Source organism: Vibrio sp. YMD68, assembly GCF_029958905.1.
Taxonomy (GTDB): domain Bacteria; phylum Pseudomonadota; class Gammaproteobacteria; order Enterobacterales; family Vibrionaceae; genus Vibrio.
Window position 1 is genome coordinate 416,439 of record NZ_CP124613.1, and the last position, 15,772, is coordinate 432,210.

The 15,772-nt window shown below is 43.5% G+C and carries 15 protein-coding genes; 9 read left to right on the forward strand and 6 right to left on the reverse strand.

The features are described from left to right. Nucleotides 1–3 precede the first annotated feature (3 nt). The 6 genes from QF117_RS01815 to QF117_RS01840 are packed head-to-tail and all read left to right on the forward strand — an operon-like array spanning nt 4 to nt 6,005. Nucleotides 4–687 (forward strand): ABC transporter ATP-binding protein, encoded by a 684-nt coding sequence (locus QF117_RS01815; RefSeq protein WP_282385807.1) that lies wholly within the window; start codon nt 4–6, stop codon nt 685–687. Then, the gene (locus QF117_RS01820; protein ID WP_282385809.1) at nt 675–1,934 is read left to right on the forward strand and encodes an FtsX-like permease family protein; all 1,260 of its coding nucleotides are present in this window, start codon (nt 675–677) and stop codon (nt 1,932–1,934) included. The genes QF117_RS01815 and QF117_RS01820 overlap by 13 nt, the downstream gene beginning before the upstream one ends. Continuing rightward, a complete protein-coding gene (locus QF117_RS01825) occupies nt 1,927–2,808 on the forward strand; it encodes an outer membrane lipoprotein-sorting protein (RefSeq protein WP_282385811.1) in 882 nt (293 codons plus the stop codon). The genes QF117_RS01820 and QF117_RS01825 overlap by 8 nt, the downstream gene beginning before the upstream one ends. 53 nt (nt 2,809–2,861) lie before the next feature. Further along, entirely contained in the window at nt 2,862–4,136 is a 1,275-nt protein-coding gene (locus tag QF117_RS01830) for a hypothetical protein (RefSeq protein ID WP_282386110.1), read from the forward strand. A gap of 2 nt (nt 4,137–4,138) precedes the next feature. Then, on the forward strand, nt 4,139–5,206 hold the full coding sequence (locus QF117_RS01835; RefSeq protein ID WP_282385812.1) for a histidine kinase: 1,068 nt from the start codon (nt 4,139–4,141) through the stop codon (nt 5,204–5,206). Nucleotides 5,207–5,210: 4 nt separating this feature from the next. Next, nucleotides 5,211–6,005 carry a LytTR family DNA-binding domain-containing protein gene (locus QF117_RS01840; protein WP_282385814.1) on the forward strand — a complete coding sequence of 265 codons (795 nt, stop codon included), beginning with the start codon at nt 5,211–5,213 and terminating at the stop codon, nt 6,003–6,005. A gap of 134 nt (nt 6,006–6,139) precedes the next feature. On the opposite strand, the gene QF117_RS01845 is transcribed toward QF117_RS01840, so the two are convergent. Continuing rightward, nucleotides 6,140–7,705 (reverse strand): EAL domain-containing protein, encoded by a 1,566-nt coding sequence (locus QF117_RS01845; RefSeq protein WP_282385815.1) that lies wholly within the window; start codon nt 7,703–7,705, stop codon nt 6,140–6,142. A 285-nt stretch (nt 7,706–7,990) separates the two neighbouring features. Next, entirely contained in the window at nt 7,991–9,319 is a 1,329-nt protein-coding gene (locus tag QF117_RS01850; RefSeq protein WP_282385816.1) for an anaerobic C4-dicarboxylate transporter, read from the reverse strand. A 192-nt stretch (nt 9,320–9,511) separates the two neighbouring features. On the opposite strand from QF117_RS01850, the gene QF117_RS01855 reads away from it, so the two are divergent. Both QF117_RS01855 and QF117_RS01860 read left to right on the forward strand, forming a co-directional pair. Then, nucleotides 9,512–9,736 (forward strand): hypothetical protein, encoded by a 225-nt coding sequence (locus tag QF117_RS01855; RefSeq protein WP_282385818.1) that lies wholly within the window; start codon nt 9,512–9,514, stop codon nt 9,734–9,736. 32 nt (nt 9,737–9,768) lie between these two features. Next, nucleotides 9,769–10,554, forward strand: a complete 786-nt coding sequence (locus QF117_RS01860; protein ID WP_282385820.1) for a transporter substrate-binding domain-containing protein — start codon at nt 9,769–9,771, stop codon at nt 10,552–10,554. 27 nt (nt 10,555–10,581) lie between these two features. Here the strand turns inward: QF117_RS01860 and QF117_RS01865 are convergent, their stop codons facing one another. Both QF117_RS01865 and norR read right to left on the reverse strand, forming a co-directional pair. Continuing rightward, on the reverse strand, nt 10,582–11,139 hold the full coding sequence (locus QF117_RS01865; RefSeq protein ID WP_282385822.1) for a hypothetical protein: 558 nt from the start codon (nt 11,137–11,139) through the stop codon (nt 10,582–10,584). 297 nt (nt 11,140–11,436) lie between these two features. After that, nucleotides 11,437–13,074 carry a nitric oxide reductase transcriptional regulator NorR gene (gene norR / locus QF117_RS01870; protein ID WP_282385823.1) on the reverse strand — a complete coding sequence of 546 codons (1,638 nt, stop codon included), beginning with the start codon at nt 13,072–13,074 and terminating at the stop codon, nt 11,437–11,439. A gap of 243 nt (nt 13,075–13,317) precedes the next feature. Here norR and hmpA point away from each other — a divergent pair, with 243 nt between their 5' ends. Next, on the forward strand, nt 13,318–14,511 hold the full coding sequence (hmpA, locus tag QF117_RS01875; protein WP_282385824.1) for an NO-inducible flavohemoprotein: 1,194 nt from the start codon (nt 13,318–13,320) through the stop codon (nt 14,509–14,511). A 155-nt stretch (nt 14,512–14,666) separates the two neighbouring features. Here the strand turns inward: hmpA and QF117_RS01880 are convergent, their stop codons facing one another. Further along, entirely contained in the window at nt 14,667–15,212 is a 546-nt protein-coding gene (locus QF117_RS01880; RefSeq protein ID WP_282385826.1) for a hypothetical protein, read from the reverse strand. Further along, complete coding sequence (locus tag QF117_RS01885) at nt 15,199–15,744, reverse strand: YaeQ family protein (protein ID WP_282385827.1); 546 nt, start codon at nt 15,742–15,744, stop codon at nt 15,199–15,201. Before QF117_RS01885 ends, QF117_RS01880 begins: the two co-directional genes overlap by 14 nt. Nucleotides 15,745–15,772: the final 28 nt, after the last annotated feature.

The following is a 15,772-nucleotide window of genomic DNA, read 5'->3' on the forward strand; positions in this document are numbered from 1 at the left end:
ACCGTGTTGAATTTTAGCCAGATAAGTAAGCGGTATCGTTTAGGTCAGCAAAGCGTTCCAGCGCTAGTGGATGCAAGTGGATCAATTGCTAAAGCGGAAATGGTGGCACTGTGTGGGCCATCGGGGTCAGGTAAGAGTACATTGCTTAACATTCTTGGCATGTTAGATATGGATTACCAAGGCGAAGTGACGTTAGCTAATGTACCTTACCCAAAAGATCCTATGGCTGCGGCCAAGATACGCAGAAGCCAGCTAGGGTTTGTGTTCCAAAAATTTAATCTCGTCCCAGTGATGACCGCATGGGAAAATGTGGCTTATCCATTGATGCTAAATGGCTTTTCTATCGCAGAACAAAAACAACAAGCCATAGAAATGTTGGGCAAAGTGGGGTTAGAAGAATTCGCTCATCATCGCCCTGATAATTTGTCTGGTGGGCAACAGCAGCGAGTGGCCATCGCCCGCGCACTGGTGCATAAGCCTGAAATCGTCATCGCAGATGAGCCGACGGCAAGTCTAGATAGCCATACCGCAAGCTTAGTCATCGATATTATGAAATCACTGGGTCAAGAAATGGGCACCACATTTATTGTGGCTACTCACGACCCAAGAATGGCATCACATTGTGACCGAACTATCGAATTACTTGATGGTTGCATTAATCAGGAGGTGATCAAATGGGCAAGCTAATTCCTCATTCACTGCGTATTGCTTATCTTAATTTGCAACGTAATGGCCGCCGAAGCTTGTTGTCGGTGTTGATCGTTGCCATTGCTGTTTTTGCCCTGACCAGCGCAGGTGGATTTGGCCTTTATACCTACGACTCGCTAAAGGAATCAACCGCCAGAGACACCGGGCACTTAACGTTGAGTCAACCTGGCTTTTTTGAACAAGATGAGGAAATGCCTCTCGCTAACGGGTTGGCGAACACAGAGAACATAGTGAAGCAATTACTGGTCAACCAAAATGTTCGAGGGGTACAACCTAGGATTGAATTTACCGGACTGGTTTCTAATGGCACGAAATCAACGATCTTTGTTGGGACTGGAGTCAATGACCGTGAGTTTGATATGAAAGGGCCATTTTTAGACGTCAGGAAAGGAAAAACGTTATCAAACACGCAATCACCACGCTATGACGCGACTGAGCCAGAAGTGATGCTGGCTGTTGACCTTGCCAAAAACTTGAATGTCACGACAAATGACTGGGTGACATTGCTCGCCACAACCAGTGATGGAGCGCTCAATGCGTTTGATTTTAAAGTCCGAGGCATCTACTCGACGGGGGTTCCTGAACTGGATAAAAGGCAACTGTATTTACATATTGAATCGGCTCAGGGTCTACTGGATAGCCATAAAATCAGCACATTGTCGGTCTTTTTGTACGGGACAGATCAAACAGCGAACACTCAAGGTTGGGTTGAAGAACAGCTCAATGATATGAATCTAGAACAAGCGATCGAAGTGACGCCATGGGAAGAAAGAGCGTTCTTTTATAAGCGTGTGAAAGATCTTTATGATCGTATTTTTGGCATCATGGGAGCGGTCATGGCGATGGTCGTTTTTGTTGCTCTATTTAATACCATGACGATGTCAGTGACAGAGCGCACCCGTGAGATTGGCACATTATCAGCCCTGGGCACTTACCCAAATGAGATTGTTTCCGGGTTTGTGCGAGAAGCGGGCTTACTGGCTATTCTGGGCGCATTAATGGGTGGAGTAATGACGTTAGCCACCAGTTTGATATTACTGGTCGCCGAAGTGCAGATGCCACCACCACCGGGACAAACCGATGGCTATCCATTGAATATCTATTTCTCTGCTGAGTTACTGGCGTATTGCGCAGCGGGCGTCATGATCATTTGTGTGGGTGCCGCTTGGGTATCAGCGCGCAAAGGCGTCAAAAAACCAATTACGGAGGCACTGGTTTATGTTTAATCCGAATAGACATGTTTCATCATCATGGGCGAGATTCGGCTCTTTTCCAAAAGCCGTTTTGATACTAGCGCTGTCGAGCGTATCGGTGATGGCACAAGAAACGAATACGATTCAAGGTGAAAGTAAGATGGATGTAGCTGCTGTCGATGCATTGATTGTCGATGAGCTGTCTGTCAATAAGATGGATGTTGAGGCGATGATCAAAGCGGCTGACGGTTACCGAATGGGCGAGAGCTCAGCAAAAGCCGTCTCTTTGGTGTCACTGTACGAAAATCAAGTTCTAGATAAAACCCGTGAATACCATGTTTACAGTCGTCCAAACCGAGAATCATTGGTGGTCTTTAAGTCTCAAGTAGAAGCGGGGCAAAAAATGCTCATGCTGGGGGATAATTACTGGTTACTGATGCCAAAAAGTCGTCGTCCTATCCGCATTACGCCGATGCAAAAGTTACTGGGTGAAGCTTCGGTCGGAGATATCTCGACCTTAACATGGAGTGAAGACTATCAAGGCCAATGGATCAGTACCGAATCGATTGCCCAAGACTCCGGTGAGACGATGAAAACCAACCGATTATTATTAACTGCCACAACCACTGGCGCGAGTTATCAGAAAATTGATCTGTGGTTAGAAGAGGGTAATCACTTTCCAATCAAAGCCGATTTGTATTTACGTTCAGGAAAGTTAGCAAAGCAAGCTTGGTTTGAATCCGGTCAGAGAGATGGACACCGAAGAGTGATCTCGATGACGTTGCTCGACAGAATTCAACCCGCTAAAAAAACGGTGATTGAGTATAAAACCATTGAAGCGATGGAACTCGATGAAAAATATTACAACCCCGCTTATCTGACTCGTAACAAGTCGGTTGATCTATAACGGTGATGGATATGATGACACAGGGAACGTCGCGGCAGTCTAACAAGCTAATCATGGTGCCACTCAGTTGGTTATTGTGCAGTGCTGCGATAATGGTGAGTACTCACGCGGTGAGCTCGGAGCTTAGCCTAGACTGGGATTGGCAGCTAAGTCTTAACCAAACAGCGCATCGAGAAACCGTATTTCTGGGGCAACCCGAACGGTCAGAAACGAGAACATTAGACGCACTTATCGATGTTCAAACGAGCTGGAAAGACCTGACTGGTTTATTTGCCTTAAAAGGTAATGCGCTCTCGAGTAACGACGATACGCGCTCCTTTGATACAGATATCATCGTACAAGAATTGTTTTGGCAGGGGAGTGCTGAACTATGGCAACAGTCGATTGATTTAACGTTGGGTAAAGTGAGATTGGACTGGGGAGTCGGTTATGGTTACCGCCCTTTAGATGTCTTCAAACCTTATCGCAGAAACCCTATCGGCATTCAAGTTGAGGAAGGGGCTGGAACGGCAATGGCCTCATATTTTGATACGAGTGGAGAGTGGAGCCTTGTGTATACCGATTCTTCATGGACGCAGCAAAAAGGCTCAAAATTGGAAGAACAGTCCCAACAGCAGGGTTTTGGCCTTCGTCGATATGCATTACTGGGTGATAGTGAATGGCAAGGTATCGCTTACTATGACGATGTTCGACACGGCTTGGTTGGCGGTTCATTTGTTACGGTTCTGGATCAGGCCTGGGCACTTCACGCTTCTGCTGTCTATCAACGTCAGTACCTGGCTTATCAGCAAGGGGAGCCATTCCACGCCGTAAGTCTGTCTACACAACATCATGGTTATCAGTCACTCATTGGCATGAATTGGGCAAGCAGTACAGGGCACAATATCATCATGGAGTACTGGTTTGATAGCCGAAGTTGGCGCCGCGATGAATGGCAGCAAGCTTTTGATCGAGGGACGGAGCTTGCTTCAAATCCAGACACGTTGTCATTGGCGTCCTCTTATGCTCAGGGATTCAATCATGGGAATCTTGTGCAGCACAATATGATGTTTCATTGGTCGTTGAGTTCAGCGAGTTGGAGCCATTGGGAATGGAGCAAAAATTGGTTGTGGCTGAATGACTTTGAGCCGACATTTGATGTCATTGTTTCACCGCAAGATGGCGGGCTTATCGCGACTCAGTGGCTGAACTACCAAATGTATGATTCAGGCGATACGTCATTCAATGTTGAGTTGGCCGCCCGATTTTTAGGGGGAAGTAGCGATTCGGTGTATGCAAACTTACCTGATAAGCATATGATTCTATTAAACCTGAAAGGAAAGTTCTGAACATGAAACGATCGGCCTCATTGACAAAAAACACAGAGAAAAGCATAGAAAATAGTGTGATAAAGAGTCTGTTTTTTACCAGCCTTTTCTGTCTAGTGATTGCCATTCTTACGTTCTTTATTTGGTCGGGTCCGTTCATTGAACATCTCTTGATCAGTTTTGGCTATGGCTATAGCGCGGTATTCACTGCGCTTGTCATTTCTTATTTTCGTCCAGATCTTGGTATTCAATGGGTCAATGCGTTTTCCCTGACTACGTCGATGATTCTGGGTACAGCCAATGCGGCATTTTTGCTAGAAGGGTATAGCAATTTTGACAGCATACCTGAACTTAAGCCGGTCATTGTTCTCGGTTTTGTTTTTACGGTGATATGCTTTTTTTATTTTTATATCTATGAACAAAAATTACTGACTCAGAAAGAGCTTGAAACGACCAAACGCAAACAAGCCGAACAAGAAAAAGCACTGGTCATGAGCCAGCTAAAACAACTTCAAAGCCAAATTGAACCACATTTTTTATTTAACACGTTAGCCAATATTAATGCCTTGATTGATTCTCAGCCGAAAGATGCACGACTGATGCTTGAAAAGCTCACGGATTTGTTGCGAGGCACACTAAAAAGTAACCGCCAGTCGAACACATCACTGGTCGGTGAACTTGAACTCGTGGATGCCTATTTAAGCATTCAGAAGATTCGTTTAGGTGATCGACTCACTTATCATATCGACAACCAGCTAACCAACGATGTTGTTTTTCCACCGTTACTCATTCAACCTTTGGTCGAGAATGCGATCCAGCATGGTATAGAGCCAAAAGCTGTTGGTGGTTTAGTGACTATTTTAGTGGTAAAAGAACAGAGTATGGTGAGTATATCGGTCATCGACAGTGGTATTGGATTGATGTTGGAATCTAAGAACGCAGGACATGGTATAGGCCTAGAAAATATTCGACAACGTATGAAAGCCCTTTTTTCTGATGAGGCGAATTTTGCAATTGTTGAAAATCAGCAAGGTGGAGTTACTGCCAAGCTTCGTATTAAATTGACAGAGTTGGAATCATTAAAGAGGTAGCAAGATGACGCGCAGCATGCCAGTAACCGCCATTATCGCGGATGATGAACCGTTACTGAGGCACCATTTTAGTAAAGCGTTGGCAGAGCATTGGCCGGAGTTAGATATTGTGGCATTGGCTGAAAATGGCGATCAAGCCCTTGAGCGGATCGAGAAACACCAGCCTGATATTGTCTTTTTAGATATAAATATGCCGCTTCAAGATGGCATGAGTGTCGCTAAAACTCTTGTGGCTCGACAAAGTAAAACCAAAGTGGTCTTTATTACAGCTTACGATGAGTTTGCCGTGCAGGCCTTTGAGGCGAGTGCTGTGGATTATTTGCTTAAACCTGTGTCGGATAAACGATTAGCGCAATGCATTGATAAGTTAAAAAGACAGATGCAAGGCCAAGACTCGCCTGAAGTTCCAGATGTTTCATCGCTCATCGACCAAATCCAACAGATGACACTGAAAGCGAAGCCAACGTATTTGACTTGGATAAAAGCCGCCAAAGGCGATGATATTCATTTAATTTCGCTGAAAGATGTCTTGTATTTTAAAGCGGAAGATAAATACATTTCATTGTATAAGCAAGATGATAAAGGGTGTGTTGAGTACCTACTGCGTACATCCCTTAAGGAACTTCTACATCAACTCGACCCAGATATGTTTTGGCAAATCCATCGTTCGAGTGTCGTGAACGTGTCCGCAATAGAAAAGGTAAAAAAAGACTTTTCTGGCAGAATGTCGGTGCATATTGGAGAAGCAAAGCTCCCAGTGAGTCGAGCCATGCAACCGCAATTTACGAATTTGTGGTAACTCGTTTTGTCTTGTAAACGAACTGTTTTTTAAATGAACTGTTTTGCAACGGGCTGTTTTTCACAGAACGGTTTGCCAAAGAACAGCTTGCCACTGAACGTTATGCCAAAGAAATTTTGTTAACAACCCTCGGTTTAAATTAGCTTAAATTTGATGAATTCCTTAGGTTTCATAGGGGCGGAAAAGTAGTACCCCTGTATGTATCGGACGCCGAGTTCACTCAGTTGTTCTATCTGCTCTCGGGTTTCCACTCCTTCCGCGATGACTTTCATATTGAGTTCATCCCCCAGATTGATCATCGATATCAATACCGGTGTGATCGCCGTCTCTGACCGTAATCCATTCACAAATACTTTGTCGATCTTTAGCGCGTTGAATGGGTGCTGGCGAATGAAATTCAACCCTGAATATCCGGTCCCAAAATCATCAACGGCGACTTTGAATCCCAGATCGCTGAGTATACTGAGTGAGAAAGTCGCGTGATCCAATTCTCGGTTGGTGTAATCATTATTTTCTGTGATTTCTAGAAGTAGAATCGGAACAATATCTGGGTGTCGTTTCGAAAACTCGATTAAATAGTCAATGAAATCGGAATCAATAATCAGCTGACGACTAATGTTGAGGCTGATGTACTGCCCTTTGAGCTCTTTTTGGTGCGTATAGATGAAAGAAGTCACGGACTTGATGATTAACTTGGTGATTTGATCGATCACGCCCATACGTTCGGCCAATGGAATAAACATATCTGGTGGAATAATTCCCTGTGACGGATGATGCCAGCGTATTAGAGCTTCGCTTCCTGCGATTCGTTTCTCTACGATGTCCACAATCGGCTGAAGGTAGAGTTTTAGGTCGCCATCGTCAATTGCTTGCAACAAAGAATACTCTAAAGATTGCCTTGTTATTCTATAGTTACGTATAGCCAAATAAACCAGTGAAAGCATGGCTGCGATAAGCAGTGTCTGCCAGAAATGTTGACCGAAGTGGTAAAGGTAAGAAGCGTGATTGAGATGCAGAGTGATTGATAAAGGGTACAAGTGGGACGAAAAACTGAACAATCTAACAGCAGAATCAACGGACCCTTCACCACTTTGAATCGTCTGACTGAGTACCGTGATCGTATAACCAAATTCCTGTTCAGAGAGATCAGGGGAAACAAGACCTAAGAATTGATTAGGAGCTAATAACGCATTTGCGCCAGCACCACGGTCATTTTCGTCATGGGCAAAAATAAAGAAAGTTTGCAGTCGACTCTTAGAGATGGTCAAAGAAATGGTGATGTTGTTAGACGAGTCTTCTAATCGTTGTAGTATGGAAGAAGATAGGCGAATATTGGCTACTCCTTCGTTACTGGTACAAAAAACCACCCCATCTTTATACAGGCCTATTTCTTTGAGCATGGTTGAATGGAATACATGCCCTCGTATCGCCAGCACATCGTCACGTTCGCAAGCAGAGGACACCCGATTTTTTAGTGACATGAGATTTTTTGCTGTCTCACCAATGTACTGTTCTAACAGATGAATCGATTGCTTTCCTTGTGTTTTTGCGTGGTTGTTGGTGGTATAGAAATTAACAATAGCGGAAACGATGAACACACTGACGAATATGATACCAATAGGGATGGCAGCACGTATGTGCTTTCTAGCTAGGTGTAACAGCGAAGAGGGTGAGGCTTCAGTCTGCTTGTTATATTTCATGATAAGTAATGGCCAACATTTTTATTCTTATTTAACGGTATGTACTGATTTAACTATATGCACATTTGTTAAAAATAGAATCCCATTTTACGTTATCTCTAAAAATTAATACCTAACTCATTATTTTTGGAACTTTAGTTGATGGTTTTGTTTGTTATTTATACCGAATTTGATAATGATACCGAGTTTGATAAAAAGCACCTTCGTTCATGTTCAGGCTAAAATGAAGGTGCTTTGTTTATAAACTAATTCATGCTCGACACCCCTAGAATCTAGAAGTATTGCTTATCCTATGATCACTTGGCCCAATACGTAACCAAGACAACAGGCACTGATGACTCCGATTAAACCAACCGACATAAATGAGTGGTTAAAGTACCATTTACCAATCTTAGTGGTCCCCGAGCTGTCAAAATTGACGGTAGCGATATCAGAAGGATAATTTGGGATAAAGAAATAGCCATATACCGCTGGCATCAATCCTATCAGGAGTGCCGGATCTAAGCCGAGCCCTAACCCGACGGGTAACATCATTCGCGCAGTTGCCGCTTGAGAGTTAACCACCACAGAAACAATGAACAGTGCTAATGCAAAGGTCCAAGGGTAGGCGGTCACCATATCTACGATGCCAGAACGAAATTGTGGCATTGCGTACTGGAAGTAGGTATCAGACATCCATGCAATACCAAAAATGGCAATCGCTGCCACCATCCCTGATTTAAATACCACGCCATTAGGCACATCTCTTGGGTCCGTCTTAGTTGCGAGCAGAATGACACCACCGAAACACAGCATCATCATTTGAATGATAACAGCCATGCTTATTGGTTTGCTTCCTGGTTCAATGGTTCTAATTTCAGGGATCATAGCAATGAGAACAATCAGTACTATCGAGCTGAGAAAGATTAAAACCGCGTTGCGAGATGATGAAGGCAGTTTTACATCCAGCGAGGTTGCGGTTGTGTTGAGAATACGCTCGCGCCACTCTGGATCTTTCATGCGGGCCTGATAATCAGGGTCATCTTGAAGCTCTTTACCGCGCTTAAGGCTATACAAGGACATCAAAAGCGTACCAAACAGAGTCGCAGGAACCGTCACCATAAGAATCGACAGCAGCGTTATCTCTTGTTGAATCTCAACCAGCTGGGCCAGATAATACACAACCGCGGCTGAAATTGGTGAGGCAGTAATTGCAATTTGTGAGGCGACGGATGCAGCAGCCATCGGCCGTTCTGGTCGTATTCCATTTTTTAAGGCCACATCACCGATGATGGGCATAATAGAATATACCGCATGGCCAGTACCTAACAGGAAGGTCATTGAGTAGGTAACGAAAGGCGCGATCAGCGTAACGCGTTTAGGGTTCTTTCTTAGCAGGCGTTCCGCGACTTGAAGCATATACTTTAACCCGCCCGCGGCTTCTAATATGGAAGCACAAGTGACAACGGCTAAAATAATCAGCATTACGGTGACCGGTGGGGAGCTCGGCGGCATCTTAAAAACAAAGACCTCGACGACAAGGCCAATACCCGATACGACCCCAAGCCCAATCCCGCCGAAACGAGAGCCTACATAGAGCACCAGTAACAAGAACAAGAATTCTAAATACAGCATATCAGTTACCCATTATTAATTGTGGTTATGAGTATTGTGAGGACTATTCAGAGAGAAATATGGTGAGTAGTTCACACAACACCTATTGCTAAAATTGGAAAGATAAATGTTTGATTTAAATCGCGATATCCACATGGTCAAGTAACGATATTGCTGCTTGTCTGTAACGTAAGTGTTGCTTAGGTGGGCATTTTGGTTAATGAATCAATAAAAGAGGTTGTTATTTTGAATCAGTGCCTGATTGATCTTGCTGAGGTGATTTGGAACGAAGAATTATCAGCTCAATATGGTCAGCTTTTCGGCTTCGCTTTACTGTTTATTTTCATGGCTTATTTTCATGGCTTAGCTTCAATGTTTAAACAACAAAAAAGCATAAGTCTGGGTTTACACCTAGACGCTTATTTGATCCTCGACTAACGTTTATGAGGAAGCGTTTAAAATTAGAGGCGATGATGAACAACCCTTTTAGATTTTTGTCGACATCCCTGCTATCACTTTTGCTGACTTCGACAGTTCAAGCCCATAGCCAAAACGACAATGTTGGCCGGGCTTTGTACTTGACCGAAGAGTACCCGCCTGCAAACTTTATCCTTGATGGACAGTTAACCGGTTATTCTGTTGACCTATTACGAGCGGCGGCCAAAGCGGTGGGGGAGGACATTGGCAGCAATCACATTGTGTTGCAATCATGGTCTGATGCCTATCGAACGGCGTTGACAACACCAAATACGGCTGTTTTCTCCATGACGCGAACCGAACATCGAGAAGACTTGTTTCTGTGGGTAGGTCCAATCTCTAAAGTCAGAGTTGTGGTAATGGCAAAGCGCGATAGCAACATTAATGTTGATAAGTCATTAGACATGGCGAAATATCGGATTGGCGTGGTTGAAGATGATATTGGTGAGCAGTTGCTGCTTGACCTCGGGATTCCTAGAGCCGCCATGGTCGAAGTTAAAGACGTGGGTATTTTGGCTGAGATGTTAACAAAAAATCGTGTTGATCTTATCGCGTATTCTGAGAAAACAGCCTTATGGATGGCTTCTCAGTCAGGGATCAAAAGCAACACCTTTCAACGTGTTTACACACTCAAGGAAGGTTATACCTATTACGCCTTCAATAAAGACAGCGATCCGGCCTTAATAGAAAAACTGCAGCAGGGGATCGATATCATCAAAGCAAATACCGATGAAAATGGGGTTAATCAGTATCAAGAGATTCTGAAAAAGTACCAATAGATAATAAGGTGGTGTAGCGTCTTGATATCACTTTTGAATGGTTAGGTTTTTTTTCACATAAAATGGGTTGCTATATTTATTTTCCTTACCAAACTCTGAGTTAACCAGTCTATTCCACAACGCTTTATCAAACATACCTTTAGGTAAAGAGGGGTAGAGCGTATCCGCTTCTTCGAAAGCAAAATTCATGAACTCTTTTAGCTTAATTTGATTGTATTTTTTCGCGATACGATTGTGGTTTCTAATCCATTCTTTCTTGAAATCTACCAATGCGGGCTCTGCTTGCTCCAGCGGCATGCTCGATAGAAAAATACGCTGATAGGCGACCTTTCTATCTATCATCGAACGCATGGCTGTTTGAATGTATTTGTTGTGATGAGTAATCGAAATATCATCAACGCTGAACACGTTTACGTGCCAGCCTTTTGGAGACATCTTATGAGTACGGAATTGCGCATTTCGAATCTGAAGTGCCTCATGTAAAACTAAATCGGATGTTCCTCTTAGCGTTCTTTGCCATTTCCCAATTCGGATTTGAATTGAATGTGGTAGGCGGTAGATATTCGTGAATTTATCTTCAATCATTATCAGTCATACTCGAAGTGGTTTCGGCGTTCGATCCTATTATTGCTGGACCTTAGTTGGTTGAAGTCATGTCTAGAGCCGCGCTATTGTCTGCTGCCTAGTGGTACTCTACATTGATTTAAGTCTTTATTAGTAATTTTAACAATATAAATTAGCTATTTGAATAGAGTAATTTGAATAGAGTGGCGTCAAAGCCGCGATTTAGATGTATAGGATAGTTCTGAAAGCAGTCACTTGGTCAAATTGTGCATCAAGTGACTGAATATCAGTTAATTGAGTTGCAGAATAGCAACCGCGCTAGAAATGGATTTTATGTTCTTTGGAAACCGTGATGCCCAGACGTTTGGCCAATCGAGTTAAATTGGCTCGGTCTGTTTGCAACGAACGACTTGCTTTGGCCCAATTGAAGCCCGAGGTTTCCAACGCAGAAGTAATGAGTTTACGCTGATACTCATCCGTGGCATCACGCAGGCTCATTGTTTTATTTCCAGCGGTACTTGGAGCCTGTGATTTTCGTCTTTGTTGCTCGTGATTAAATGCGTTATCTGACTCAAGAGAGCGGTTGATATCAAGAGAGTGATCGATATGAATAGAGCGATCCAGTTCTCCAATATCCTCATGGGTAACGGAAATGACTCTGCGGTGCTGATTTCTCGCTCTGGCTTTCAGTGCGGCGCGGTTAATCACATGTTCTAGTTCTCGTACATTCCCGGGCCAATCATAAAGCGAGATATAGCGAAGCGCTTCTTGCCCCATTTTTAGTTGTACTATCCCTAGTTTTCTTCGCGCCTGTTCTAGAAAGAAACCGGAAAGTAATGCGATATCACCTTCGCGCTTTCTAAGAGGGGGGACCTCGATTGGGTAAACAGTGAGTCGGTGGTATAGATCGGCCCGGAATCGTCCTTGGGCCACTTCTTCCTTTAGATCTCGGTTTGTCGCAGCCAATACTCTAACATTGATATTGTGAACCCTATCTTGGCCGACAGGCTGAATCTCATTGTTTTGCAAAGCGCGTAAGATCTTACTTTGAGCAGCGAAAGGCAGTTCACCAATTTCATCCAAAAATAGAGTGCCCCCGTCAGCCAGAGCAAACTTACCTAATCGAGTTTTATCTGCCCCCGTAAATGCGCCTTTTACATGACCAAACAGTTCACTTTCAACTAAACTTTCGGGTATCGCTGCGCAATTTACATAGATTAACGGTTGAAGTTTCCTTGAAGATTGGTGGTGAATAGTTCGCGCTACCAGTTCTTTACCAACGCCCGTTTCACCATGAATCAGAATATTGAAATCAGACGGAGCGACAATATCGATGTCGTTTTTTAGGTTGAGCATAGCTTGGCTTGAACCAATGATTTCTCCACCTTCTCGTTTCCATGCTTCATCGTTCAACTCTTGTAAACGTCGTTGGCTTTGTTTTGCTTGTTGTTCTAGCTGAGAGAAGGTCATCGCCATTTTTAAGGTAGAAGCAGCTATCGCTGAAAGGACCTCTAAACTTCTATCTGGGATTGTTTCGAACAAGTTTGGGGTTAAGCTATCTAAGGCCAGTATACCGAGTAGCTTGTCACCAAAGAGCAAAGGAAGCCCCATACAGGAGTGCATTGGCAGATCACCATCGTGATCCAGTAACAAGCCATCAAATGGGTCAGGGAGTGGGCATGTGGTGTCGAACCTAACGGGTGTTTTAGAACGACATATTTCACCAAACCGTGGGTGTTCATTAACATCAAAACGACGGCCTAATGTATCACGGGTCAGGCCTTGCATGGCAAGTGGGGTTAATGTGTCTGCATGAATTGAAAGCAGTACGACACTGTCACATTGAATGGTTTTGCGAACCGCATCCAGTAACTTGTTAAAACGGTCTTCATTATTCAGGCCACTGGCAAGACCAATGGTCATTTCAACCAGGGTGGAAACGGAGATGTCTTGCATACCATACACATTAAAAGAGACTTTTAGGTAGTATAGTGTCTAATTGACTCGATGTATACCATGTCAATTAGACACTTGTTTGAGGTGGTTTTTTGATAAACCCAAGTAAATAAAGCGCTTAACCCGTTGGCATACTCTATGCTTTAGTGAGTGTACAAGAGTGAGTTTATGAGAGTAAGTTTTAGCTTACCGGCACAGAGACTCAGTCAATACCTATAAACCCAGATGGGAAGAAGACACATTATGCTCAACGAAAAACACATTGCGACAATAAAAAGTACGATTCCATTACTCGAGAATGCAGGTCCGGTACTCACTCAGCATTTTTATCAAAGAATGTTTACTCATCACCCCGAGCTAAAAGACATTTTTAATATGACGCACCAGAAAACAGGACGTCAAAGTGTGGCTTTGTTTGAAGCGATAGCGGCTTATGCGAAAAATATTGAAAATCTCGCAGCTCTAACGTCAGCTGTCGAAAGAATCGCTCAAAAACACACGAGCTTTAATATTCAGGCTGAGCATTACCAAATCGTCGGTCATCATTTGATTGAAACGTTGCGCGAGCTTGCTGGAGAGGCATTTAGCCCTGATGTTGAAGAAGCTTGGACCGCTGCTTACTTATTTTTGGCACAAGTCTTTATTGATAGAGAAGGTGAGCTCTATCTACAAAGAAAACAAGCGGTTGGCGGTTGGGAGAACAGCCGTCCTTTTGTCGTCACGGAAAAGATAAAAGAATCAGAGCTGGTCACCAGTTTTGTATTAACCCCAGAAGATAACAAAGCCGTGTTGGACTATCTACCTGGTCAATATATTGGTGTAGAAGTGAAGCCAACGCTTGGGCAGTATAGTGAGATTCGTCAGTATTCATTGTCTCAGCAATCGAACGGTAAGCGTTACCGTATCTCGGTAAAACGAGAGAGCCAAGGAACAAACAAACAGGGCTTAGTTTCCAATTATTTGCACCAAGATATTTCAGTCGGTGATGGTATTCATGTCTTTGCACCTGCGGGCGATTTTTTCTATCAAGAAACACAAAAGCCAGTGGTACTTATTTCTGCTGGCGTCGGAGCGACACCGATTCAAGCGATGTTACAAACATTAGATGGATCTGGTAAGCAAGACGTGACTTATTTGCACGCTTGTCATAATCAAGAACAACACTCATTTCTTGATGAGACCAGTACGCTGACTTCGGTAAATAATTGGCAGCAATTTGTGTGGTATTTTGAGGGAAAATCCGAGCTTGATGGGCCAGAGTTTAATGGGACAATGGATCTTAATGCTGTGGCGTCTGATTTACCACTTGCTGACGGTGACTTCTATATTTGTGGACCGATAGGATTTATGGAGAGTGTTGTGCTTCAGCTACAAAGCTTGAAGGTTTCACGAGACCGTATTCACTATGAAGTGTTTGGTCCGCACAGTAACTTGTAACAGCGCATAGAAACCTAGCATAGAGAGGAGCATCGGGTCCTCTCTTGGTTTCTTGCATTCCTTCCTTTATTTCCTTCAATGCAACGTATTGCTTTAATTTTTAGCTCTTAACTCTTAACTCTTAACTCTTAACTCTTAACTCTTAATTGTTACTTTTACCTTTGATTCTTACCAATGAGGCGATACAACCACTGCCTAAAACCGGTTACCGGTGGTTTAGCGCGTCTCTCATTGCCTTTGTAATAGCTTTCCAAGTACTGAGTTCTTAACTCGTGGATATCTTGTTGGGTTATTGAACTGACTTGAGTCGCTGTACTCAGAGCGTGGTCATTTGCTAGGCTAAAGTCCATGTTGAGACTCCCTTGAACATACAACCAGGCGTGCGTGATGAGCTGTAGAGAAATGAGGTCCTGCTGCTGAAATGAATCGCTGTACTGATGGCCAACCGATCCTTCAATCGCCTCTAGCATAGCAATGATGGAATGGCGATTATCGGCGAGCGTTGAACAGTGTTCAATATGACTTTTCGTGAGTAACCCTAGAAGCAACAGTATTGGCTCTCGATCCGGTTTATTGGTAAGGACTTGGCTAAATAGAGGTGTTTGCGCATCAAGCCACTGTGTCCATATAGAATCGTATTTGACAACAATGGGCAGGGTGTTGAGTTCTGCTTCAATACAAAGGTCTTTAAGGGTGTTCATTGCTTTGTAACTCTTCCCACTCGACTTCACACGAGCCTTTATCGCTATCAATGAAAATGGAATTGCCGGTAATCATCACGGATAAATCCATACCACGCTCGATTAACTGGGTCAGATCTTCAATATGTTGAGCATTAAATCGAAGAATATCAGCATTCAGCATGCCAATCTTTCCTTGATTTTGTGTCCACCAAACATTTGATTTCGTGTTGAAGCTATAAACCTTGACCTTGTTTGCTAGGCGTGTGGATTTTTTAATACGTTCTGGATCCGGCTCACCAACATCGATCCAAAGTTCAATTTGATCATCCAGTGATTTTTGCCATATATCGGGCTCTTCAATCGTCGAAAGGCCTTTAGTTAACTGAAGAGATTCCTGAGCATTTAAGCAGAACGCAAGAATACGTGCCATCATACGCTGATCGTTTTCTGAAGGATGCTGCGCAACGGTTAGGGCTAGAGAATCGTAATGCTCACGGTTTATATCCGTAAGTGAGATGCGAAATTTGAAAATAGTGGGTTTTAATGCCATGGGTAATACAAGATCTCAGACAAAAAAA